Source organism: Myxococcales bacterium, from assembly GCA_023898405.1.
Classification (GTDB): domain Bacteria; phylum Myxococcota; class UBA727; order UBA727; family JABDBI01.
Map to the genome: position 1 here is coordinate 1,895,007 of CP060221.1, position 23,148 is coordinate 1,918,154.

Annotated in this window: 22 protein-coding genes and 1 tRNA gene; 10 read left to right on the forward strand and 13 right to left on the reverse strand. The window is 38.0% G+C overall.

The window, feature by feature from the left end; translation table 11 throughout:
• Positions 1–164: 164 nt before the first annotated feature.
• The 3 genes from H6731_08610 to H6731_08620 all read right to left on the reverse strand — a co-directional run bounded on the left by H6731_08610 (position 165) and on the right by H6731_08620 (position 1,432).
• Positions 165–320 (reverse strand): hypothetical protein, encoded by a 156-nt coding sequence (locus H6731_08610; GenBank protein USN50314.1) that lies wholly within the window; start codon positions 318–320, stop codon positions 165–167.
• A gap of 115 nt (positions 321–435) precedes the next feature.
• Complete coding sequence (locus H6731_08615) at positions 436–1,134, reverse strand: hypothetical protein (protein ID USN50315.1); 699 nt, start codon at positions 1,132–1,134, stop codon at positions 436–438.
• Between the two features lie 221 nt (positions 1,135–1,355).
• A tRNA-Arg gene (locus H6731_08620) sits at positions 1,356–1,432 on the reverse strand.
• Between the two features lie 165 nt (positions 1,433–1,597).
• Here H6731_08620 and H6731_08625 point away from each other — a divergent pair.
• Positions 1,598–2,530 (forward strand): TerC family protein, encoded by a 933-nt coding sequence (locus H6731_08625; GenBank protein ID USN50316.1) that lies wholly within the window; start codon positions 1,598–1,600, stop codon positions 2,528–2,530.
• Between the two features lie 64 nt (positions 2,531–2,594).
• On the opposite strand, the gene H6731_08630 is transcribed toward H6731_08625, so the two are convergent.
• Positions 2,595–3,611 (reverse strand): ABC transporter permease subunit, encoded by a 1,017-nt coding sequence (locus H6731_08630; GenBank protein ID USN50317.1) that lies wholly within the window; start codon positions 3,609–3,611, stop codon positions 2,595–2,597.
• A 372-nt stretch (positions 3,612–3,983) separates the two neighbouring features.
• Here H6731_08630 and H6731_08635 point away from each other — a divergent pair, with 372 nt between their 5' ends.
• From H6731_08635 to H6731_08645, 3 genes are read left to right on the forward strand one after another with little or no spacing between them, the layout of a single operon-like run.
• Entirely contained in the window at positions 3,984–5,609 is a 1,626-nt protein-coding gene (locus H6731_08635; protein USN50318.1) for a hypothetical protein, read from the forward strand.
• A complete protein-coding gene (locus H6731_08640) occupies positions 5,572–6,102 on the forward strand; it encodes a TlpA family protein disulfide reductase (GenBank protein USN50319.1) in 531 nt (176 codons plus the stop codon). The genes H6731_08635 and H6731_08640 overlap by 38 nt, the downstream gene beginning before the upstream one ends.
• 12 nt (positions 6,103–6,114) lie before the next feature.
• Positions 6,115–6,366 carry a hypothetical protein gene (locus H6731_08645; protein ID USN50320.1) on the forward strand — a complete coding sequence of 84 codons (252 nt, stop codon included), beginning with the start codon at positions 6,115–6,117 and terminating at the stop codon, positions 6,364–6,366.
• Here H6731_08645 and H6731_08650 read toward each other — a convergent pair.
• Together H6731_08650 and H6731_08655 are read right to left on the reverse strand one after the other, a co-directional pair.
• Positions 6,309–7,124 carry an IS5 family transposase gene (locus H6731_08650; GenBank protein ID USN50321.1) on the reverse strand — a complete coding sequence of 272 codons (816 nt, stop codon included), beginning with the start codon at positions 7,122–7,124 and terminating at the stop codon, positions 6,309–6,311. The genes H6731_08645 and H6731_08650 overlap by 58 nt on opposite strands.
• A gap of 1 nt (position 7,125) precedes the next feature.
• The gene (locus H6731_08655; GenBank protein USN50322.1) at positions 7,126–7,341 is read right to left on the reverse strand and encodes a hypothetical protein; all 216 of its coding nucleotides are present in this window, start codon (positions 7,339–7,341) and stop codon (positions 7,126–7,128) included.
• A gap of 614 nt (positions 7,342–7,955) precedes the next feature.
• On the opposite strand from H6731_08655, the gene H6731_08660 reads away from it, so the two are divergent.
• The 4 genes from H6731_08660 (at position 7,956) to H6731_08675 (ending at position 11,821) form a co-directional block, all read left to right on the forward strand.
• Positions 7,956–8,909, forward strand: coding sequence for a hypothetical protein (locus H6731_08660; protein USN50323.1), 954 nt, complete (start codon positions 7,956–7,958; stop codon positions 8,907–8,909).
• A 56-nt stretch (positions 8,910–8,965) separates the two neighbouring features.
• A complete protein-coding gene (locus H6731_08665; GenBank protein USN50324.1) occupies positions 8,966–9,781 on the forward strand; it encodes an IS5 family transposase in 816 nt (271 codons plus the stop codon).
• Between the two features lie 260 nt (positions 9,782–10,041).
• Positions 10,042–10,419 (forward strand): DUF423 domain-containing protein, encoded by a 378-nt coding sequence (locus H6731_08670; protein ID USN50325.1) that lies wholly within the window; start codon positions 10,042–10,044, stop codon positions 10,417–10,419.
• A 169-nt stretch (positions 10,420–10,588) separates the two neighbouring features.
• Complete coding sequence (locus tag H6731_08675; GenBank protein USN50326.1) at positions 10,589–11,821, forward strand: zinc carboxypeptidase; 1,233 nt, start codon at positions 10,589–10,591, stop codon at positions 11,819–11,821.
• A gap of 107 nt (positions 11,822–11,928) precedes the next feature.
• Here H6731_08675 and H6731_08680 read toward each other — a convergent pair whose 3' ends face one another.
• The 3 genes from H6731_08680 to H6731_08690 all read right to left on the reverse strand — a co-directional run bounded on the left by H6731_08680 (position 11,929) and on the right by H6731_08690 (position 15,434).
• The gene (locus H6731_08680) at positions 11,929–13,071 is read right to left on the reverse strand and encodes a cation:proton antiporter (protein USN50327.1); all 1,143 of its coding nucleotides are present in this window, start codon (positions 13,069–13,071) and stop codon (positions 11,929–11,931) included.
• A gap of 481 nt (positions 13,072–13,552) precedes the next feature.
• Entirely contained in the window at positions 13,553–14,470 is a 918-nt protein-coding gene (locus H6731_08685) for a hypothetical protein (protein ID USN50328.1), read from the reverse strand.
• 58 nt (positions 14,471–14,528) lie between these two features.
• The gene (locus tag H6731_08690; GenBank protein ID USN50329.1) at positions 14,529–15,434 is read right to left on the reverse strand and encodes a hypothetical protein; all 906 of its coding nucleotides are present in this window, start codon (positions 15,432–15,434) and stop codon (positions 14,529–14,531) included.
• 297 nt (positions 15,435–15,731) lie between these two features.
• On the opposite strand from H6731_08690, the gene H6731_08695 reads away from it, so the two are divergent.
• Positions 15,732–18,488 (forward strand): hypothetical protein, encoded by a 2,757-nt coding sequence (locus tag H6731_08695; protein ID USN50330.1) that lies wholly within the window; start codon positions 15,732–15,734, stop codon positions 18,486–18,488.
• A 79-nt stretch (positions 18,489–18,567) separates the two neighbouring features.
• Here the strand turns inward: H6731_08695 and H6731_08700 are convergent, their stop codons facing one another.
• Positions 18,568–19,035 (reverse strand): CinA family protein, encoded by a 468-nt coding sequence (locus tag H6731_08700; GenBank protein USN50331.1) that lies wholly within the window; start codon positions 19,033–19,035, stop codon positions 18,568–18,570.
• 184 nt (positions 19,036–19,219) lie between these two features.
• Complete coding sequence (locus H6731_08705; protein USN50332.1) at positions 19,220–20,578, reverse strand: winged helix DNA-binding domain-containing protein; 1,359 nt, start codon at positions 20,576–20,578, stop codon at positions 19,220–19,222.
• Between the two features lie 222 nt (positions 20,579–20,800).
• Between H6731_08705 and H6731_08710 the strand changes: the two genes are divergently transcribed.
• Positions 20,801–21,025 (forward strand): hypothetical protein, encoded by a 225-nt coding sequence (locus H6731_08710; GenBank protein ID USN50333.1) that lies wholly within the window; start codon positions 20,801–20,803, stop codon positions 21,023–21,025.
• A 117-nt stretch (positions 21,026–21,142) separates the two neighbouring features.
• Here H6731_08710 and H6731_08715 read toward each other — a convergent pair whose 3' ends face one another.
• Positions 21,143–21,916, reverse strand: coding sequence for a DUF1295 domain-containing protein (locus H6731_08715; GenBank protein ID USN50334.1), 774 nt, complete (start codon positions 21,914–21,916; stop codon positions 21,143–21,145).
• Between the two features lie 326 nt (positions 21,917–22,242).
• Positions 22,243–23,073 (reverse strand): site-specific DNA-methyltransferase, encoded by an 831-nt coding sequence (locus tag H6731_08720; GenBank protein ID USN50335.1) that lies wholly within the window; start codon positions 23,071–23,073, stop codon positions 22,243–22,245.
• Positions 23,074–23,148 lie beyond the last annotated feature (75 nt).

Sequence of the window (23,148 nt, forward strand, 5' to 3'; positions counted from 1 at the left end):
CAGCCTCTTATCAAGGGTATTCGGCTTCGATCCCTACAACAGTCCCTGGCATCACCTATTTCAAAACAACCCAGGCACCATGCGGCTGTTGAATAATAGCAATAAGAATGACAACCTTATTCTTCAAGCACTTTGCCAAGCCGCATAACGTGGATGATGAAAAATTAAATCATCAAATTTCGGCCAAAGTCGAGCTTAGATAGTGCTGCTTCAAAGCGTCCTACCGCATCAAATCGTTCTTGTGCTTCTTTATCTGAGCTACTTACGCGAACTTTTTTTATTTTATAATATACTTGGTGAAGCAAGTAATGTTGCTGCATGAGGGGCTCCTCTTTGGCTCTCAATTCCAAAATAGAGTCCCTTCTTATTTATCGCAAAAATCCCACATCTGTTTGAACCTGGTCAGGTAGGCATTTTCAAAAAAAGGCTTTTGTATTACCTACTACTCTGAAGATTGACAGTAATCCCAAAGTATTTGTTGATACCGGGTTGGATCGGCAGGTATTTGGCCACCTTAAGTTTCAGGTTACTAAATAATTCGATCAGGTACTTCTCAAGCTCAATCGAGCTGTCTTCAATAAAAACCCTGGTGGCAGAGTGAAAAACCCCGCTTGGAATGAACTCGCTGATGATCCAGTTAATGGTCTGCCCAACCGTTGCTGTATAGTCTTCGGGCTCATTCATCGAGCTATACTCGCTAAGGATGAAGAGTTCCAGCTCGTGATCACCAATGAATTGCACTGAGATGCTCGCATACTTCTCGGTGCATAGGAGATCCTCATTGGGGAGATCCGATTTATTGGATACCACTTGCGAAACATTATGACGGTTGGGGAACACTGCAAAACTAATGGTCCTGCGATATGCGCCCGGAGTAACCTCGTGATACTTATAATGAATTACGGAGTTCGATGTGATCTTATCCACGGTGCTATAGCCAAACTCTACAGGCGAGTGCTTAACCTTCCCGCAGTCAAATTTTTCTTTGATGAAATTCGCTTCCGTCGCACTAGGGTGATCCATGAAAATACCGCGCTTCTTTTTATATTGATCGGTGCTGATAGCATTCATGGACAGCGCAGGGATAAAGATCAGTTGCGATAATGCAACGATAAGTAATATAAGTGCTTTCATTGTTAATTTCCCTAACTTCCTTTTTTCCGCCCCACTCAACGCCTATCGTAACCTGAGTTTTGCTTAAGAGGCTGTAAAAAAATCAAATCTCAGGTGGTAAGCCAATTTTCCAATCGTCTGATACATAATCTTGCATTAGCGATGTAGTTCATTGATTCCTGATGCTTTGTATTCTTCTCATAGTTACTTAGGATAAAACTCAATATTTTCGGGGAGTTAAGTGGCGCGCTCGGCACGATTCGAACGTGCGACCCCCAGATTCGTAGTCTGATGCTCTATCCAGCTGAGCTACGAGCGCATGCGGGCTAAAATCGCATAATGGTTTAACTTGTCAAGCGTTAGACGCAAATAAAAATATTACTCCCCCTAAAGAAGCGGAAAATTGCCTCTGTGATCCATTCATTGCTAATCTGGCATTTGGAAAACTTTTAAAACCTCACACTCATATATTTTCGAAGGTCATATGAAAATTGAAAGCATTGGAACTCCATTTTTATGGGCTGCTTTTATAATTTTTGTCTTGTTATTGTTGGCTATAGATTTGGGAATTTTTCATCGAAAAGCCCACAAAATCCGAGTTAAAGAGGCTTTGACCTGGACCTTAGTCTGGATCGGATTTGCTCTTGCCTTTAATCTCTTGGTATGGCTGTGGTTCGGTCACGATCCCGCTTTAGAATTTCTCAGCGGTTACTTAATTGAAAAAGCATTATCGGTAGACAACCTCTTCATCTTCATCGTAATTTTTTCATATTTTTCCGTACCTGAATTTTTACAGCATCGAGTTTTATTTTGGGGCATTATTGGTGCCTTACTATTGAGAGCTTTATTGATTGTTGCTGGGGCGGCACTTTTACAAAAATATCACTGGCTTGTCTATATTTTTGGCATTTTTTTACTGTGGACCGGGGTGCGCCTTCTTTTTGAAAAAGCCTCTCAAAGTGATCCTGGAAAAAATTTTCTCGTGCGTATTTTTTGGCGATTCGTACCAATGACCAAAGATTTTCATGGCACTGCATTTATTGTGAAAAAATCAGGCCAATATGTTGCCACACCACTGCTTTTGGTTTTGTTAACGGTTGAGGCTACCGATCTTGTTTTTGCCGTTGACTCTATACCCGCGATCTTTGCCATCACCACTGATCCATTTATAGTTTTTACTTCAAATATTTTTGCAGTCTTAGGTCTTCGCGCTTTATATTTTGCTCTTGCCCATGCAATGAGCCGTTTTCACTATTTAAGAGTAGGACTGGCCTTAATACTTCTCTTCGTAGGCAGCAAAATGCTTCTGAGCACTATTGTTCAGTTACCAATATATTTTTCACTGTTGGTGATTTGCTTCTTGCTTGGCAGCGCAATTGTTGCATCTTTATTGTTCCCTCCAAAAAATCGAACGTAAGCTAATTTTTTGCAAGGAAGGAAATTTTTCCCAAATTTCAAAATTGTAAAAGCCAAACACCAAACTACCTGGCTTCATTGGGCAGTAATTTATCTAAAAGAAGAGAGACGATTATAATAGCAATACCTACTTGGCATCCAAGCTTTATGTCTGCAGTATTGAGGGCTTGTACCAATGGCTTACCCAAGCCTTGAGCTCCAACAAAGGCTGCAATAATCAACATTGAAAAAGAAAGCATTACGCACTGCCTGACTCCCCTTTTCATCTCAGGAAAAGCGCTCGGCATTTCGAGCTTGATCAACCTTTGCCAAAAATTTGCTCCAAAAGCTTCTATAACGTCATTTAAGTCTCTATGGACCTGCCTCATAGCTGCATAGGTCGCTCTGATGGGTGCTGCAACAGAAAATAAAACAGTAGAAATAAGACCAGGCCCCATACCTAAACCAAATAAAATTAATGTTGGTAAAAAATAAATTGGTGTCGGTATGCTGCGCATAAAATCAAGGATTGGCCGTATTCTTTTATAAATTTTTGGCCGATAAGCAGCAGCTATTCCGACAGGTATCCCGATAAGCAAAGCAAGAATTGTCGATAGAGATACCAGCACGATGGTTTCAATGGTTTCATTCCACAAAGAAAGGCTCGCAACAATAAAACATCCCCCAAAAATACTCATAGATAATTTCCATGAACGATGTAGCAGCAAAGATAAAAGAGAAAAAACAGTTGCCATCACAACCCAATGAAGCGACAAAAAAAATTTTATCAACGAATTGATTGATTCCTCAAAATAATAAGAAAGCTCGCGAAAATAATATGAACAATTGTTCCACCAAAAAAGAAAGATCCACTCACCCCCATCTTCGACCACTTCTTTGAGCTGTCTAAGATATTTCACCATAAGCGCTTGGTAGTGCCCCAAGAGTGAAATTGCTGATTGAGCATAAGATTCTTGCCTTTTTGTAGGGATTGAATGTGGAGAGCTTTGAAGTTCGCCCCCCATAAATACGGCAAGAGATATTTCGTTTAATGCCGTGCACTTTATAGCAAGCAGCATAAAAACAAGCATTAAACCTTTCATATCCTACCTAAAAAATTTTTGTTTCTTACAAAAAAGTTGCATAGGCATCGAGATATACAAGCCCTCAATCAAAATTATTTTATGCCACACTCTAAATATCGATCATTTATGTTTTTTGAAAAATAATTTTTGTTAGTATCAACAATTTTGCAGATCTCACTCTACATGTTAGCGATAAATAATTAGCAAAAAACGTAATCAGAGATAGCTTTAAAATACTTGTCAGCAATTATATTTCAAACAAAGCTATGGGGTCAGACAAAGTGACTGCAGATACAAGATAAAAACCCAATTGTGCTTTTTACTCTAATCAGGCTATTTTATTGTTAACCCCCTCTATCACGTAAGGGTTTAAACTAAAGGCTCGCTGATATGTTTTCAAAAAAACTAATTTACTTGTTTATACTTTTAGGAATCTTTCAAAGCGCCTGCATCCAACGGGTTATAGTCACTAAAACTAATTTTGAGTTAGCTCATGAAATAGCAATCACGAAAAATGATGTTAATCTTATTTTCGTGCCGGCAAAGTCACGGATGCCTGCATATTTATCAATCACCCAAATCCAGCATTACCAGTTTTCACAAGCACACATAGGCCTTCCCTTTAAACGAGAATTGGTGATTGATCCCTTGATGTATGATGCCAACCTTTATGCCCAAGTAAAAAAAGACGGAAAAGTGATAAGGGAATTTGAGGCCCAAAAAGTATCTCAAACAGTTGTAAACCAAAACCAAAGAGTGTGGACTCCTGCCCGTTCAAAGCTGTCTCTTGTCATACCCTATTTAAAATCAGGAGAAGAAGTAATTCTCACCACTACTTACACGTGGATGGATACTCGCTGGCACTCTCCAATTTATTTTGAAGAGAGTGTACCCACGCTGAAAACCACTCTTAATGTTGATATTCCTTTCGGAGTAAAGTCTCATTTCCAAGTCACAGATAATGGTGTTCCCTGCGTGTTTACACCTACCCATCTTGAACATAAGAATCTCCTTTGGGGACAAAGGGATAATGAAGAAGGACTCGGCACACGCTTTATTTTTCAGAAAGAATTTTTAGATACCAAAAGTAAAACTCCTGCCCAACGCATGCAATTATTTTTTACTTTTGAATCTCCTACACAAAATGAACGAAACCCTCCCTTTGATAACTGGGGCCAGGTAGCAAGCTACCTCTACAACCGGATTGATCGATACGATTATCCTTCCCAAGCTATTCGAGAATTTTCCAACGAAGAAGCTCAAAAACAGCCTTCTAATATTGCTAAAATCGTTCGAATATTTTCATTTTTGAATAATGATATTGAAAGAAGAGCCATTGTTGGTCCCTACCTGGAACAAAGCGTTCAACCTGCAACAAAAACTTTCGCCAAGCGTTTTGGCTCACCGTTTGATATTGCCATACTAGCCAAAGCAATGTTCACAAGCCTAGGATATTCCTCTGAACTTCTTGCTATTTCGAGTGAATATATAAACCCAGATCTTATAACCATTTTTTCACCCGCTCTTTTTTATTCAGTCATCGTAGCGGTCACGCTGGATGACAAAACCTATTACTACGATCCCTCTGCGCCATTTGAAAATATTAGTCTGATACCAGAAAATCTTTATGGGGCCCGAATGCTCACAATTCGTAAAGAAAAAGGTGAGCTCTACATTATGCCCAAGAAAGCTCCTGCCAACGCCAATGAGGTTCCACCAGCTAAACAAGCTCTTTCTCCCGAAAGTTTTTTTGAACAACCAAAACTAGAGCCTAACAAAGATCCTCTGCTCACTATTACTCCGCCTCATGTAGAGTCCCCTTTAGAACCAAACTCGCAAGAGGAAACAACAAAAACAGAACAAAATACCTCTACTGAAAAACAAGAGCTGCTTCAACCAAGTTCGCTAGAACCTGAATTAATTTTTGAAGACAAAGTTTCCATAGAAGGCCTCGATCCTTCTAAAGATGAGGCTTCCAATGAAGACCAAACCCACGCAAAACCACAAAATCCTTAGGATTGTTATTTACCTGTGTGTAGCATCGGCGATTTCGTTTTTTGTTATAGGTCGGTACAATCCTGGTCTAAAGATTGGCTCTTTCGCTCCCATAAACGACAAAATTTTGGGTCTTTCGGGTAGGAGTAATTCTTTTAAAAATCTTTCTGCACAAAAACCCATGCTGGTTAATTTTTGGGCTACATGGTGTCCGCCATGCCAAAAAGAGCTACCAATTTTAAGCAAAATGGCTGCTAAGTATAAAAAGCAAATATCCTTTGTGGGGGCAATAGTTGATAGCAACAAGGAAGACGTACTGGCACTAAAAGATCGATTTTCTCTTAACTATCAACTCGGTTTTGTTGATTCCGCGGTCATGAACAATTGGCGTGCGGAAACCCTGCCAACCACTTATATTATCAATCCTTCAGGAATTGTTGTTTGGGCTAAGAACGGAATCCTAGATCAAGAAATTCTTGAAGCAGCCCTCAAAAAAGCGCTCGACTCTCAATAATGTGAGATTTTTATGAAAATATATTTTTTAAGTTTGTCTTTTTCTCTCAGTGCACTATCTGGGCTTAACTTGAGCATTGAAGAACCCGCTGACATTATTAAAATTAGTTCCGCATTGCAGACTATAGAAATAAACTACTCACACGATACTAATTTTAGCGAACTGGAAGAAAAATACCTCTTAGAGGCTGTAAAAAAAATCAAATCTCAGGTGGTAAGCCAATTTTCCAATCGTCTGATACATAATCTTGCATTAGCGATGTAGTTCATTGATTCCTGATGCTTTGTATTCTTCTCATAGTTACGCACCAGACGCCTATTTCGATTCAGCCAAGCAAAAGTTCGTTCTACGGCCCAACGAAATATTTGTGGTACAAACCCCTTTTGCCCTTTTAAACGTTCCGCAGTTTCTGTGCTTACGCCTACTCTCAAGTCTGAAGACAAATTCTTATATGCGTTATCTCCAAGAATCTTCGCTAATCTGGGAAACTTCTCGCGCTTATTGAGCTCAGTAACCAATTCCTCGCCGGCAACCCTATCAGATACATTTGCTGCGGTACAAATGCATAGGAGCATCAATCCCATCGTATCAACAACGATGTGGCGCTTTCTTCCATTAATCTTCTTTCCCCCATCCAAACCACGCTCATCTACTCCTGGTTCCGCTGTCTGTGATTGGGAGTCGATGGAAACAAGTGAGGGGCTTGCATCTCTGCCAGCACAGGTTCTGACTATTGCCACGAGAATGCAGTTTAAGACCGCCCACAAACCAGAAACAGACCAGGTGCGAAAATAGTGATAGACAATACCGTGAGGAGGAAAGTCATTGGGTAAACAACGCCACACACAGCCGTTCTTTAAAACATAGAATATGGCATCAACTATGCTCCGAAAGCTATAGACACGACGTCTGCCTCGTTTGGCGTTAGCAGGAAAAAGTGGCTCAATCACCTCACAGGCACAATCTGACAAACAGGTCTCATACAAGCACGACATGATATTTCCTTTCAAAAAGGTTTTCACGTCATACTTTCGTCACAGCGACATTTATTGAACCAGAATTGCCAAATTGATTTTTTTTACAGCCTCTAAAACCAAAAAACCACCCCATCGAAGTTTTTCCGCGTGCAGTATATTCTTTGAAAACTTTATTTCGGGCAATACGTTTATTATGGCATACAGCAACAGATGTTGAATCAATAAAAGATATTCCTGTGCATTGCCAAAAAAGTTCATGCATGAATAAAACCATTGGCAAGCTTATTTTTGGCATGGTGGCAACAAAGCGACTGTAACTGGTCAGCTTAGGAAAGTCTGTTCGCAAATGCCGAGAAACATATTCTAGATAGAAGGCTTTAAAGTTTCTGTAGTTGGACATATGAAAAAAATTAAAATAGTCATCATCTCACTAAGAGATAGATTGCCTCTGTGTTTTCTGCTCTTTTTGCAATCGCTACTTTCCAACGAAAGAATAGTAGCGTCTGTGATGTTGTTTACAAAGTCATCTACATGACAAAAAAGTTCTATTAGATTTTTCATAGTGCTTGACCGTTTGAAATTGGGTTATTCAGACTTTTAAGCATTTTTTTTCTTAAAAACTTCCAGGGCTTAAACGAAACTCAGGTTAGTTAGCCGTTTTGCCAGGATCCCCGCCTGCGCGGGGATGACAAACTATTTATATATATATTGAGCTCGACTTTGGCCGAAATTAAAACGAATCGGCAGCTTCAAGAGAACAGAAAATTGGAATAAGCTGATCCACCCTCCAAAGCTGCCGAGAAATGCAACTGGCACATTTCATGAACAATTTTACCGAATGCGTTAGTTTTCCTAGTCTGAGTCGGATGAGTGAAGTTGTTTTTTAATATTTTATCGTTTGAGGGTTATATGAGAATTGTAATTTTTTTATTAGTTTGTGTTTATGTTGGAAGGCTATGCGCTAATTATGAAAATAAGATCCATTATGTTTGGATGGGAGACTTAGGTACTGATCAGCGAAAACTTATGGCTGGGTTGGGACCTGAGAGACTGTATGAGCTTTTATCAAGAGATAATAGTAGTAGAAATAAAAATATTGATGTAAATTTTTGGGTTCGTAAATCTGTAGTTTTATCTGCTAGAGAACTATTTAGTGGCAAGGAAAACTTTATAAAAGTTAAGTCTATAGATGATTTAATTGAAAAATCCAACGGACTGCAATCTCTTAATGAACATGAAAGGATTCAATTAAAAGATCTTGTTGATAAACTTAACGAAAAGAAGATGTTTGCCAGTGAAGTTGATATTCTAGGCCAGTTGGTAGTAGCTGAATTTGGCGGTTACTACTTTGATACCACCACTTATTTCAAGGAATTACCCAACTTTTTTGACAACCAGTTGGAAAAAAGGCTAGGAGTAAATTTAAATCCTGGCTTTGATGCTGATTTGTATAGAAATTTGTACCCTTACCATACTGTTTTCGATGAAGGTGATTTGCAAGTTTTCTCGGCTCCCCAAAGAAGGGATCCAGTTTTTATAAGTGCGCTTAAGTGTATTATTGCCAATGCCGATGATTTGTTGAAAGAGCAAGCTCAAATATTGGTACCTCATAATTGTTTAAATCAAAGTATGAAGGATCAGTATATAAATGATTATCCTGCTGGGGATCAGCCCCCTTGGAAGTATTTTTGGTACTCATCTCGAGAAGAAATTCTCGGAGTATCTGGTGAGTTCAAGGTGTATGATGAGCTCAAGCTTGTTAAACTAGCTGCAGGCAGCTGGCGCGAGGGGATGGGAGTAGTCAAGGGGAACATTAATAAGAGGCTGTAAAAAAAATCAATTTGGCAATTCTGGTTCAATAAATGTCGCTGTGACGAAAGTATGACGTGAAAACCTTTTTGAAAGGAAATATCATGTCGTGCTTGTATGAGACCTGTTTGTCAGATTGTGCCTGGGAAGTGATTGAGCCACTTTTTCCTGCTAACGCCAAACGAGGCAGACGTCGTGTCTATAGCTTTCGGAGCATAGTTGATGCCATATTCTATGTTTTAAAGAACGGCTGTGTGTGGCGTTGTTTACCCAATGACTTTCCTCCTCACGGTATTGTCTATCACTATTTTCGCACCTGGTCTGTTTCTGGTTTGTGGGCGGTCTTAAACTGCATTCTCGTGGCAATAGTCAGAACCTGTGCTGGCAGAGATGCAAGCCCCTCACTTGTTTCCATCGACTCCCAATCACAGACAGCGGAACCAGGAGTAGATGAGCGTGGTTTGGATGGGGGAAAGAAGATTAATGGAAGAAAGCGCCACATCGTTGTTGATACGATGGGATTGATGCTCCTATGCATTTGTACCGCAGCAAATGTATCTGATAGGGTTGCCGGCGAGGAATTGGTTACTGAGCTCAATAAGCGCGAGAAGTTTCCCAGATTAGCGAAGATTCTTGGAGATAACGCATATAAGAATTTGTCTTCAGGCTTGAGAGTAGGCGTAAGCACAGAAACTGCGGAACGTTTAAAAGGGCAAAAGGGGTTTGTACCACAAATATTTCGTTGGGCCGTAGAACGAACTTTTGCTTGGCTGAATCGAAATAGGCGTCTGGTGCGTAACTATGAGAAGAATACAAAGCATCAGGAATCAATGAACTACATCGCTAATGCAAGATTATGTATCAGACGATTGGAAAATTGGCTTACCACCTGAGATTTGATTTTTTTTACAGCCTCTAAGTCATTTATGGATGAAGTGAATTTGTTAAAGAATAAATATCTATAAAATTAAACTTGTTTTTTTGGGTGCTATGCCCTTCTTTGCTGGGGGGCAGAAAAGCTTGGTTAATTTTTGGGATTGGCATTATCCGCTTTGATAATATTAGGTACTGTTTTGAAATTGCGAGAAGATTTGTATAGCTAAGTATCTGTAGAAGGCAATTGGAAATCCTTAAGACTTTGGACGGAATGCTTATGAAGATATTTTGGCTTTTTTCTGTTCTTTTGGGAAGTAGTGCGCTGATGATGGATGCTTTTATTGCTCATGGACTTGAGAAATTTCTTGGTTCAAATTTTACCCTTGTAGCACAGCACTCTCTTTCCACAGCAGCTCGTTATCAGTTGTTGTTTTCTGTGCTGTTGATAGTTTTGTCTGTTCTATGGCGAACAACTCCTAGCCTGTGGATCATCCTTACTCAGACCTTTGTCCTTTTGGGTATCGTATTTTTTTGTGGCTCTATCTATTTAAAGCACCTGCTTTTGTGGACAGGTATTGGTTTTTTTGCCCCAATCGGCGGGGTATTATTGATGCTGGCATTTTTGTCATTAGTGCCGATTGTGATATTTTTTTAAAGTTTTTTCCTTGGCATAGTTCAGTTCTCTCACAGACCTAAAGCCGTGCTCTTTTTAAAATACAGTAAAATAATTTGTTGATTTGTGGAACAAATTTATACGATTGTTTTACAATTGAGAGAAAGGTGAAAAATTATTTTTTTGGTGCGCGCACAGGTCTGGGGGGATAATGCGTATTTTAAAGTTGCTTACAAGTTTTCTTTTGATTTACAGCCTTAATAGTGTTGCAAAAAAGGATGAATCAACATCATTTGTTGTGGAAATGATTGCCAACAATGTGGAGGAACGTTCTCAAATTGCCAATGAAATTCATATCGACTCCATTGAAAACGACAGAATTTTTTCAGTAGTCAGCGCTGATGAAATGCAGCGCTTATATAAAATGCACTCAGAAAAAATTATAACCACGAGTGTGCTTAACGAGAATGCTGTTAAGGATTTTTCATTTTTGGCTGCAACGATGGATTTTCCTAGCAGAGACGAAAAGTTTCATACCTATGATGAAATGTATGAAGATCTGAAAGCGCTTGAAAGTGAATATCCTGATTTAGCAAGCGTTTTTTCCATTGGAAAGTCTGTTTTGGGTAAAGACATTTGGGGGATAAAAATTTCGGGCAAACGCAGTGAAGCTGAGGAACTTGTTCCTGCTATTGCCTATTTGGGAACCCATCATGCAAGAGAGCACCTCTCAACAGAAATGCCGATCATGCTAGCGCAAAAACTTTTAGATGAGTACCATCTTGATGGAAATATAAAAAATCTTATTGATGGGAACGAAGTATACATTATTCCCATGGTTAACCCTGATGGAGCCATGTACGACATCGAGGGTGGACGCTATAAATCGTGGCGTAAAAATCGTCGCTCTAATGCTAATGGCAGTTATGGTGTCGATTTAAATCGAAACTATGGATATGGTTGGGGCACAGGGGGCTCATCAAGCAATCCTTATTCTGAAGTTTATATGGGGGAATCGGCATTTTCTGAGCCTGAAACCCAAGCCGTTAAAGAATTCTTTTTAGCTCATGAAAATATAACAATAGCCTTATCATTTCATACTTTTTCTGAGCTCATACTTTATCCTTGGGGTGGACTTTATGAAGGTGTCGGTGGTGAAGACGAAGCCATATTTAAAAAAATGGCGACAGATATGGCTCAGATGAATCATTATGATCCTATGCAATCATCGGAATTATATATTGCTTCGGGAGATACCTGTGACTGGTTATACGGAGAGCTTAATGTATTTTGTTTTACCTTTGAGCTTTCTCCTTCATCCATATGGGGTGGAGGGTTTTACCCAGGAGCTTCCGTGATCGATACGGTATTTGACGATAACTGGGAGCCTATTCTCTACCTTTTGGATCGTGCTGCTGATCCACGATCGGCCTTAGATTTGTAAAAATTTTTGCACCGAACTAAAAAGATCCCTCAGCTTGAAGAGGGATTTTTTTGTTGTCTAAATTCAAAAAGTTTCTATGTTGTCATTTTTATTTCGTGTTTCGGAGCTTAGAAAATTTTCTTTAATGCTTCTGTAGATTTGATAAAAAATCTTGGCACTATTGAACCAAGGATTGTGTAAATCATAAGAGCATTGATTATTTCAATATTTAGATTGAATCTTTTGTTTAAGATGTCTACAAGCACGAGCCCGAATACTAAAGTTGGGAGAAGCGAAAGAGCGATTGGCATCATTTCTTGACGGGGAATCTTAAAGAAATTAGAGCTTCGCATCATGATTAAGCCTACTCGCAATGGCATCATTACAACAAAAAAAGCTATACCCAAAAGAAGTGACATCCAGGTAAATGAGGTGAGCTCTAAGCTCATACCTGCTTTAAAAAAATAAAAGGGTACAAAAAAAGTTGAGAAGAGTCTTAGAGATTGTAGAGTAATTTCGGTATCACGGCTTGGGAAAAGGCTTTCAAATCGGCGAGCAGCAATTCCAACAATAAAAGCTCCGATAAGATAGTAAGCGCCAATTTTTTTGGTAAGAAATCCTGCAATAACAGCAAGCATCAGATAGAAAGCAAAATCTGCGTTGGGCGCATGTGGAAGTACAAGGCGTGCAAAGAGCAAAAATAGAAACGGCATTGCTGCAACGATTCCAATCATTGCCAATATGGATAAGCTCAGCATTTCTGCTGATTCTGATTGAAGCGCAATGAACATCACCAACAATGCAATAATTTCTGTACCAATGGCTAATAATTTAACCATGAAATTTTGATCATTATTTAAGCGATAACCTTCAAGTGATTCAATGATGAAGCCTGTTGATGGTGTGAGCAAAGCCAGTGAACAGATGATAGATGGGCGAATGGCTAAATCAAAAAGATGATGGATGCCCCAGGTAACCAAGGCCAGGAGAGCTCCCCAAAAAAATAAATGCTGTGCCAATATTTTGGTGTGTTTTTTGACTATATCAAATTCTACTTCCATTCCAGCAAATAAAAATAATGCACTGATACCGATAGTGGCTAGCAATGAAGTGGTGGTATCAAGTTGAAAAATTCCGGTGACGGTTGCTAAAACACCCAATAAAAAAGTGATGATTGCAGCAGGAATTTTATAGCGGTGAAAAAAATGGGGCACCACAAAAAGTGTAAAAATAAGCAGCACATAAGTTACTTCAGTTGATAATGAATCCATATTTAACCCTTGACTATAAAAAGTCACATCATAAAGCTAAGCTCATTATACAGCGTCCAACATAAATTGCTCCAAGGGCTTCGCTTGTTCTTTCGGCATAGTTTTTTCTCTTTGCCCGCTCAAATTATTCTTATTCAGGCAAAACAAACCAGAACAAAATCCCTGCGAGATTCTGGTGAGAAATTTGTGCTTAACGCTGTAGCAGCTTGAGTTAATGCTAGATTAAAAATTCAATAAGGAAAGTGCCCAAAGGAAAGTGCCCAGAGGAATTGTTTTATTTTTGCAATCACTGTTTTTTCATAGAAAACACTTATTTAGTATAATTTACCTAACTTTTTAAGCTGTTAAGGAGTGTTTTTAATTTAAGTATGAAAAATTGGTTTAGGCATTTGCGAAAAAAAGCCGATTGCTGAAATGGTTCTCTAAAGTTTCCAAACAAAATTATTTTTCTATCGGAACCATAAGAACAGTCGCATGTGCTTTATGGCACTAATTTTGCGGCTAAAACCCATTCTTCTGCAATAGCTTTAAAATTATTTTCCCTCAAAAAATCTGCCACTGCAGGTAAATGGCCAGCACCATACACAACAGCAATATCCAATTGGCCTTTACGCGACCATAAATCTTTGAGCACTAGATTGATTTTATTATTGCGCATTATATATGTTCGTTCACGTGAAAATCTGGGCCAATCCATTTCATCAGGGTAATCCATCAGACTATCTACCAATTTTCTCGATGCTTCTTCTGATTTTCGATAGTTCTCGCTCATAAATTTTTTGGTTTCTTTTTGGTTTAAGACTTGAACAGCTAATTTTAGTTTTTTATCTAAATCATCATCATTAGCCAACGATAATCCTGCGGACTTGATGGTTTCTTTTGCTATAAATTCTACGTAGGACATTATGAAGGATGGCGAATAATCGATTGTTTGAGAAAAAGCAGGAATATCACCACACACTTTTTCTGCAGAAGTCATGTATGACAAAGATGTGTTTTGTCCGACTACACCAAGGGCATTTTTTTGCCCAGCAATCAATTCATAGCGTTTTTTATAAGTCGGGTTGAGTGAATTTAAGCGTGACAAAAATTCTTTCTCATCTTCAGCGCCATCTCCAGATTGTTCATAGACAACTACTTTTTTGCTTATATTGCGGGATACTCGCTGGTAAAATTCAGGCAGAGCTAAATGATCTACGCCGATTAACTGCACATTTACTCGCCTATCTTCGCTTTGATATTTTCTAAACGCTGCTTCATATCTAAGTTTGTCAGCACTGATTCTATGAAAATAGATTCCCGTGGGAAAATCAGCTATTTTATTTTTTGGCACGTAACAAGAAGAAGAAACTGCCAAGAATAGAAAAAATATAAGATTTTTAAAGAGCGTAAACATCATAAAATAATACTGTCTCCAAACGAGTTATCACTGATTATTCTCATAGCTTTACAAGAATTTAACAATCATTGATAAATGGTCTACAAGGCCCAAAATATTTGCCTTTTTGGATGTAATCTATCAGCGCATTGCAATGTTTTTTTGTCAAATCATAACGGCTGCAAAGGCTGCTTTGGGAAGAAATATATACACGGCATGTGGGTTCACCAAAACCTGCTGAACATCTCGTAGCATCGATAGCAAGCTTTAAGTAATACTCGCTCTCTTTGATTTGTGCAGGGGTAGCATCGGCATTGCCACGCATATAGGTAGAATTATTTTGAGGTATATAAGGTTCAAAAGCTGGAGGCTGATAAGTTGGTATGCGCCTATGAACATCTACGCATATCCAAAAAAAGTCATAGTCACGTTTTTTCTTGTCATAGATGGCAAATTGCTGATCAATTTGCTTATTTTCGACAAACTCCCAATTCAACTGAGCCTCAATCCTAAACATCTTTTCGCCAAAATAGGTAACAAAATCGAGAAGTTCACCCTCGTACAATAAGGCAGAGTCAAATAATGATGGGTCTTTCTTACATCCTGATTTAAGCCACATTTTATAAGAAATTGGCTTTGGTTTTACTTCGACATTTTCTTGTGCCGGTCGAAAGTAAAATAATTCCGACCATGTCCTTTTATCTCGATCAGGAGTTTTTTGGGAATTAAATAAAATATTACGCACACGTATCTGGAAAGTCGACATGCACTGTTCACAACTGATCATATCGATAGTCTTTTGATGCTGAAGATTGTGTAAACGAATAAAATTTTCTCTTTCTGAATCATTAAACAACTTCAATTTATTATTCCAACGCTGGATTAATAGTGCTTCATCTTGTTTATCATTGAAGAAGTGGTTGGAGCTAAAAGATTGAGCGCTGTGAACTATTAAGAAGAAAGATAAATAAATAAAAAAACTCATTTGGTAACCTTTAAATAAAGAATCTCATTTAATTTAACTTTTATAAATATAAAAAAATTCTCTTATAGAATAAAATTATCCAAGCAACAATAGTGTTTACAAGGCAATTCTATCGTTTTTAGCCTTGCGCTTGTGTAAGGTTTTTTGAGCCGTCTAGTGAAAATTAAAAAACTTAGCTTGTAATATTTATCTACGAGAAAGATACTGAGAAAATTTTTTCACTATCTTGTCATGATGAGATGGTAAGTTATTGATTTTTCTTGCGAGAGCCTCATCTTGGATGAAAAGTCATAATCTATGTTTGATACACTTGTTATCAGCTTTTATGTATCTGCAGTCTTGATATCAGGACTAAGAAACAATTTTAGAATAAGAGAAGTAGAGGTAAAAGAGAGCCTACCTGGAAATTTAACTTCCACATTTGTGACTGTCGCTACTATTTTTGCGACCTTTATTGGCGGCGGCGCAACGTTGGGAGTCATAGAGAGAATATATAGCTGTGGTTTAGTTTTTTTATACGTCTGCCTAGCCTTTATTGTTCGCGATATATTAACGGCCTACTTTATCGTTCCCCGAATTCATAATCTTTCTCGCTATTCAACTGTTGGCGATATTGCTGCAAATTTTTATGGAAAGACCGGAAAATTGTTGACGGGGCTTGCGGGTGTTTTGCAAGCCAGCATGTATCTTGCTATGCAGATTGCAGCTCTTGGCCATATTCTCAATTATTTTACAGAAATTCCTTATAGCCTTGGGGTAATTGTAACCTCGGTTATAGTTATGCTTTATGCAACAGGCGCACGTATAAAAATTGCCAAGACAAGCGATATTATACAGTTTGGTGTTTTAGTCATCGTGATACCGGTAACGTTTACTATTGGTGTTGAGATGGTAGGCGGTTTTTATGGTTTGCTTAGTTCGCTTCCAACACAAAAATTAAGCTTGATACCAGAAACGAATGAACAGATTCGCTGGCTTGGTGTTGCTTTTGTATTTTGTCTTCCTAATATGCCTCCAGCCCTAAATATACGTTTCCTCATGGGCAAAGATGCCGCACAATTAAAAAAATCCCTGTTAATTTCTGCCTTGATGCGTGTTCCTTATTTCTTTATGATCGGCGTTTTGGGTTTAATTGTTTTAGTTTTAGAACCAAGTATCGAGTCTGACACTGCTTTTATTTACTTGATCAATAAAACTCTTCCTTGGGGAGTGCAGACACTTGTTATTGCAAGTCTCATCGCAGTAATTCTTTCGACTGCTCAATATTTATTGGTGGTGGTACAAAAACTGCTCAGTCAGGATATTCTTTTGTCTTGCTATGAAAATAAATTGAGTCAAGCTAAAGAGTATCGAATATCATTTTGGGTGATGGCTGCTCTTGGAATTGTCGCCATGGGAGCGGCTCTTAGTGTTATTAATATTATTGAGTTGTGCATTCTTTCATATGCGTGTTGGTTGCCTTGTATTGCTATACCTTTAATAGCCAACATTTTAGGTATGCATGTAAGTAAGAGCGGGTTTATAGCGAGCGCATCAAGTGGGTTCGGGGTATTTCTGATTTCAAAATTATTTTTTTATGAAACGCTATGGATCGATAGTATCGTTTTAGGCACAGCCACTAACTTTTTTGTTTATTCGTTTTATTATTTCATAGAGAGAAAAAATCAATTTAAAGAACGAGCTTCACATGGTGTAGCGACTGTCAGAAGTAAATCTTTTTTTCAGCTTGTTCCCTTTGTAATAAAGTATGGAGCAACACATATTCATCAAGGATTTTTTTATCTGGTAGAGCGTTCTGCCCAAAAGGTAGAAGTATTCGGAGCTCCTTATGCAATGTTTGTTTTGTTTTCTATAGCTAACTTATGTTTTGTGCCTTTTATTTTTGCTGATACCTCTGGAGAAGTGACACAAAAATTTATTGTTTACTTGCGCGTTATAGCAAGTATTTTTAGTTTCATTTTAGTGGTTAAAGATTTTTGGGCTCGACGATTTTTAAAGTATCTTCCTCTTTATTGGCATGTAACTTTATTTTTTTGTTTGCCATATTTTGCAATCACAATGTGTCTGTTTACTTCATGTGCAATCGAATGGGTTATTGATCTAGTTTTGACTATTTTTATTTTGGGAATTCTAGTGGACTGGAAAACCTACATCTATACAATTATTTTGGGTGCACTTTTTGCAGCACTATCATTTGCGATGTTTGGCGATCTTCGACAATTTGAAATTAATATTGGTAATTTTCCTATTATGGCCTATGCCGTGGCAGTATCGGTCTGCGCAGGCGCGCTTTTTTCTCGCAATAAAGAACTCGTTCTAATGGAAAAGCTCATTACTTTTAAAGCGCTAGGTGGAACTATCGCGCATGAAATGCGTACTCCTTTATCTTCTATTCAGGTTTCAGCCAATGGTTTAAAAAATTTGTTGCCTGTTTTGGTAGATGGCTATTTGCAGGCTCGGAATGCAGGTCTTAGGGTCGAAAAGATTCCGCAAATGGCTTTAGAAAGTGTCGCGAGTATTCCTGAGCGAATGCGCTACATCTGTGCAAGTTCTCTTAACATAATTGATATGTTGCTGTTGCAGCTCAAAGATAATGATTGGAATGCTCACTTTAGTGTGTGCTCTATGAAAGAATGCATTGATATTGCTTTAAATGAATATTGTTTCCGAGAAAATGAACGATCTTTAGTCGATATCAACGGCATTGAAGATTTTAATTTTTATGGCAATCGATATTTAGTTGTACACATTCTTTATAATTTGATGCGCAATGCTTTTACTTTTATTCAGAGTGAAAAAAAAGGAAGCATTATTATGTGGACTTCCGAATCTCCTACAGAAAGAAACTTACATTTTTGCGATACAGCTAAAGGAATATGTGAGGCTGATTTGCCTCATGTTTTTGAACATGGATTTTCTAAAAGAAGTGGTGGAAGCGGAGTAGGACTTCATTATTGTCGAAAGATGATGACAACTATGTCGGGACGCATCACGGTAAATTCTCAAGAAGGTAAATATTGCGAGTTTATTTTAAGTTTTTCTAAAGTAGACTAAGAGCTTATATGTGACGACACTACCAGGTTGCAAAAATGATTTCCCAGGTCATCAAAAAAAGTTGGATTTTTATTTTTTGTCAACTTAAAAGAGCTAAAGAGAGTATATCTAAAGCGCTCTTTACTCCCTGTTGAACAAATTGTTCTCTCTTAAGCTGAGGAAATAAAAATCGTTCAGTGATAGTGGTTTTTGGACCGACGAGGGCTATCCACAGGGCACCAAGTGGTTCAGTGGAAGTGCCGCCGCCTGGACCAGCAAATCCTGTAGTTGAAAGAGCCCATGTGCTTGCAAATAATTTCTGAGCTGAGCTCGCCATCAAAATCGCAGTTTTTTGACTGACTGCTCCTTCACTTTCTAGAACCAATTGGGGAACGTTGAGAATATGTATTTTTGCCGATTCCGAGTATGCCACAACGCCGCCCAAAAAGAATTCTGATGCCGTTGGTAATGAAATAATTTTTGCAGCTAGAGCTCCACCTGTGCAACTCTCTGCTACACAAAGAGTTTGTTTTTTTTGTTTAAGCAACAATGCAATTTTCTCAATCATTTTTAATCCATTGTTTTTAAATTTGTAGAAAATTTTTAGCCAACTTTTTTGTTTGTTTTTCCTTTAGTTGGCAATAAATTTTTGGTCAAATCTTTTTAAAGATAGTCTCAAATAAAAAAATTGAGTTGGTGATTACTCCTAAACTCAATTTCCCACAAATATTATTTTTTGAGACGATGGATATTTACGACGCTCCCACATCAGCTTCATTTTGCTCGGTTGGTGTAACATTAGGTCTAATTAAAAATTCATTATCAAGATAACGTTGCCGAAAAGTATTGGAAGTTCTGCGTTCCATTGGACTTACTATTTCTTTACGAGTTTTGCTAGCTGAAAGATATTTCCCCAAAGGCCATAGAAAAGATCCAGCGGGGCGTTCGCAGAGAGGAGCGTCTATTGCTCGTTCAATAATGTTTGCATTCAAAGAGCCAGATAGCTTTGTAAGACTTTGAGCCCACTCTTCAATTATAGGCATGGCTGTTTTTTTTCTATCTCGGTACTGAGAAAAAATATGGTACTCGAGCATGCTAGAGTCGTTGTCTCTAAATTGCCACAGACCAATAACCTTGCCACAGTCAACAATGACACTGGTGGCATTACCATTTGCATCGTAAATGAATGGGAGAACTTCTTTATCTGCAATACGCTTGCGACATCGCCATCCAAGTGTGTATGGATCCCATGGAGGGAGCAGTTGAATTTCATTTTGTTGAGAGCTTTTTTTTCTTAACAGCTCCACCGTTTCTTTAAGACCGATCATATCGTCGCGGTAGGTATCTATATGAAATCTTATTGCTTCTCTTCGAAGGTGACCAACAGATCTTTGACATTGAATAATGGATAGTCCTGTCCACCATGAAATATCTTCTATAGAAGCCGGACCGTAGGCACGTAAATATTTACGAATTGTTTCTGTTCGAGCTGTTTCAGGATTATCAGGTTTTATAGAAATTTCAGGTACCCATTTTTTAAAAAGGGCGTAGTTAAAATCATTGCCTTTCCAACCTTTAGCTGTCGCACGTATCAGGACACCCATGTCGCACAATTTTTGAACTATGCGCTGTGCTAATTCTTGTGATGGTCTTTCACGTCGCCCATCGTAAAGAATTTCCATCAAGTTAGGGATAGATAAAGGAAGACTTGGATCAGCAGTGTGGAGTAGATCGGCGAAATAATAGAGATGATTTTTGCTGATTTTATTATCTGCAAGTTTTTGTAATCCTCTTTGAAAAAGGCCCTGATTAAAGGTTCTAAAATATATGGGGTAGTCTTGTGTATTGATAAGAAATAACGAGCCACGGAAGGCGCTAGCTCGAATAAGCGTACGGTCGTTCACCAAGGCTTCATCAAGATCTCCAAGCTGTATTGAGGGTCTGCGTGCAACCAAAGAAAGAAAAGCGATTGGATTGGCTCCAAAAAAACCAGGCCTATTTCCAACAGCATCTATCAATGTTTCTTGATCGCCAAAAGTATTAAGCCAATTGTGATGATGTTTTTGAAGAGTTTTTAGAGGTACTCTTTCAACCACCAGTCTGCTTGCCATAATTCACCCGTGTCAGTAATTTAATAAATCACTCTTAACACGAAATTGAATCTGAAATGCAATGATTAATTTTAAGGAAACTCGTGATAAAACTTCTAACAAACTATTTGATCGACTACAAAAAAGTATCGATAGAAATAAAGCTTGTTTTTAGTGTTGATTTAGGGGAGAAACTTTGCTTTGAATAAAAATGATTAATAGTGAAAATAGGAATCGAATAAATTGTATCAAGAAAAATTAAGTCTTTTTCAGACCACTAAACCAAGAACAACCTGCACAAGATTACAACTCATTTTGGTTTTGGGAAGTTTTATTGGTTCTCTTGCAACAGCTTTAGCGTTAACGGAAAAGCCAATTCAAAAAAAAACTGAAGCTATGGTGAATAAAAAAATTCTCTTGGGTTGGGAGAAATATCCATATGCTCATCTAAAAGTATCTGATGGCTAAATTTTACAAAGTAGAAAAAGAGGCAGAAATGCTTTAACTGTTAAAAATACTTCGAAGCTCGTCAAAAAATATTTTTAAAATAGTTTGTTGAAACTTGTGTGTGAAATCAATGTGTATTTATCTTTTGGGTGGCCAGGGAAAGAAGGCGCTTGTGTTTTTAATATAGTCGGTATAGCGGGGTTTGGTTTTTTTTAGAACAGAATCAAGCATTGTTACTCCGCTTACTCGCAACAATAAGAATGTTATTAAAATCGGAGAAAAAATCGTAAAAATATTTTCACTGATGCCAACGCTTATAAAATAGAATCCCCACCACAATGTACATTCCCCAAAATAGTTAGGATGACGTGACCATGCCCAAAGTCCTTTGTTCATAATTTGTTGTTTTTCTGAGCGTTTTTTTAAAAAGTTTGTAAGTTGCAGATCAGCTATAGTTTCAAATAAAAATCCTATGACAAATAGACTCATGCCGAATATTACTATGGGTTTTGATGCCAATTTTTGTCCATGAATAAGAGCAACTGTCAGAGGAAAATTGATCAAACTTGCCAGAATTGCTTGAGGTAAAAACACTATCCATAAAGCCCAAGATTCTTTTAATGATCCATATTTTTTTTTGAGATTGACGTAACGAATATCTTCAGAATTTTTTATGTTTCTTTTGGCTAAGTGTACGCAGAGGCGGACTCCCCAAACACAAACAGGAATCATTACTAATAATGCAGAACCGAGAGGTGGGTGCAAGATAATACAAGCAGCTAGGTTGGCAATAATAAAAAAAATAGGCCAAAAAATATCAATGATACTTACTTTTTTAAGCTTGAGTGAAATAATCCATAGCGTTAGGGATAGGAACACCAATAAAATAAGTTGTATGATAAAAATATTCATGAGGTTTTTTTCTAACTCTTCAATAAATCAGCACGCTCAAAAGTCTAACAGTTTCTTAGCCATAAATGGAATTCTTAGAGATATTTTGGAAATCCCAAAAATTTGTGTTTTTAATCCATGTTAGAAAAATATTTACAATTGCTAAATAAATATAGAAAATTAGTAAGAACAGTTCGCTGTCTAGTTAAAATGAATAATGTAAATTACTCCAAACTAAGAGAGTAAGTATGACTCTCTATTTGGATCGCTGCTTGCGCAGGGATGATACGTGATCGTGGACAAAAATGCCTAAGTGGTTATTTGATTTACTTTGTGCCTTAAAATGATTATTCGATGAGTTTCAGGCGCGCGCTGGAGATAGAGCAATATTCAGAGTTTTTTTCTATACCCAAAAAGCGGCGTTGATTTTTTTTGCAAGCAACGAGTGTTGATCCTGATCCTGCAAAGCAATCTAGCACAAAATCTTTAGGGTTAGTGGCCAATAGAACCAAACGCTCCATCAGATTCAGTGGTTTTTGCGAAGGATGTTTGCCGCATATTTTTTCACTTGGAGGAGTAAGAGGAAAGTGCCAAAAATTCCTCATCTGTTTTCCTTCGTTGAGTTTTTTTGCTTCTTGATAGTTAAAAGTCCACTTAGTAGCTTTTTTACTTGTGTTGTTGCACAACCAAATAATTTGCTCAGTGCTTTCGGTAAGCATACGGCACGTAATGTTTGGTTGAGCATTTGGTTTGGCCCAAATAATACTGTTGACAATTCTTAAGTCGAATTTCTGTGCGATAGCTCCAATCAAATAAATATTGTGGTAGGTGCCAAAAATAAAAATGTTGCCATTTTTTTTCACGACTCGGCAGACTTCTTTGAGCCATGCGAGTGTAAATGCTTCGTAGTCTTCGTCGATAAAACGATCCCAATCGCTTTGCATAGTGACATGGTTTGAAAAAGCCCACTTAAGGCCCTTGCGATTTTTGGCGATATTATAAGGTGGGTCAGTAATACATGCATCAAAGCTTTGACTGGGCCATGTTTTCATAAGCGAGATAGCGTCATCGCACAAAATTTGATTGGGGATTGGAGCTTTTGGGGCAGGAGTCTCTTGAGGTTTTTTTGGACAAATACTGGGATTCACATGAGTTTGGGGGTGCAGTCTTTCCGTCATGTAAACCTCAAATCATTTAGGTTAAGCGGTTATTGCCTCGAGAAATATAACACGTCACAGCTTTAAGACTACAAC

Coding starts and splice junctions, on each gene's coding strand:
- H6731_08610 (USN50314.1), bottom strand. CDS start 320: ATGCAGCAACATTACTTGCTTCACCAAGTATATTATAAAATAAAAAAA.
- H6731_08615 (USN50315.1), bottom strand. CDS start 1,134: ATGAAAGCACTTATATTACTTATCGTTGCATTATCGCAACTGATCTTT.
- H6731_08625 (USN50316.1), top strand. CDS start 1,598: ATGAAAATTGAAAGCATTGGAACTCCATTTTTATGGGCTGCTTTTATA.
- H6731_08630 (USN50317.1), bottom strand. CDS start 3,611: ATGAAAGGTTTAATGCTTGTTTTTATGCTGCTTGCTATAAAGTGCACG.
- H6731_08635 (USN50318.1), top strand. CDS start 3,984: ATGTTTTCAAAAAAACTAATTTACTTGTTTATACTTTTAGGAATCTTT.
- H6731_08640 (USN50319.1), top strand. CDS start 5,572: ATGAAGACCAAACCCACGCAAAACCACAAAATCCTTAGGATTGTTATT.
- H6731_08645 (USN50320.1), top strand. CDS start 6,115: ATGAAAATATATTTTTTAAGTTTGTCTTTTTCTCTCAGTGCACTATCT.
- H6731_08655 (USN50322.1), bottom strand. CDS start 7,341: ATGCATGAACTTTTTTGGCAATGCACAGGAATATCTTTTATTGATTCA.
- H6731_08670 (USN50325.1), top strand. CDS start 10,042: ATGAAGATATTTTGGCTTTTTTCTGTTCTTTTGGGAAGTAGTGCGCTG.
- H6731_08675 (USN50326.1), top strand. CDS start 10,589: ATGCGTATTTTAAAGTTGCTTACAAGTTTTCTTTTGATTTACAGCCTT.
- H6731_08680 (USN50327.1), bottom strand. CDS start 13,071: ATGGATTCATTATCAACTGAAGTAACTTATGTGCTGCTTATTTTTACA.
- H6731_08685 (USN50328.1), bottom strand. CDS start 14,470: ATGATGTTTACGCTCTTTAAAAATCTTATATTTTTTCTATTCTTGGCA.
- H6731_08690 (USN50329.1), bottom strand. CDS start 15,434: ATGAGTTTTTTTATTTATTTATCTTTCTTCTTAATAGTTCACAGCGCT.
- H6731_08695 (USN50330.1), top strand. CDS start 15,732: ATGTTTGATACACTTGTTATCAGCTTTTATGTATCTGCAGTCTTGATA.
- H6731_08700 (USN50331.1), bottom strand. CDS start 19,035: ATGATTGAGAAAATTGCATTGTTGCTTAAACAAAAAAAACAAACTCTT.
- H6731_08705 (USN50332.1), bottom strand. CDS start 20,578: ATGGCAAGCAGACTGGTGGTTGAAAGAGTACCTCTAAAAACTCTTCAA.
- H6731_08715 (USN50334.1), bottom strand. CDS start 21,916: ATGAATATTTTTATCATACAACTTATTTTATTGGTGTTCCTATCCCTA.
- H6731_08720 (USN50335.1), bottom strand. CDS start 23,073: ATGACGGAAAGACTGCACCCCCAAACTCATGTGAATCCCAGTATTTGT.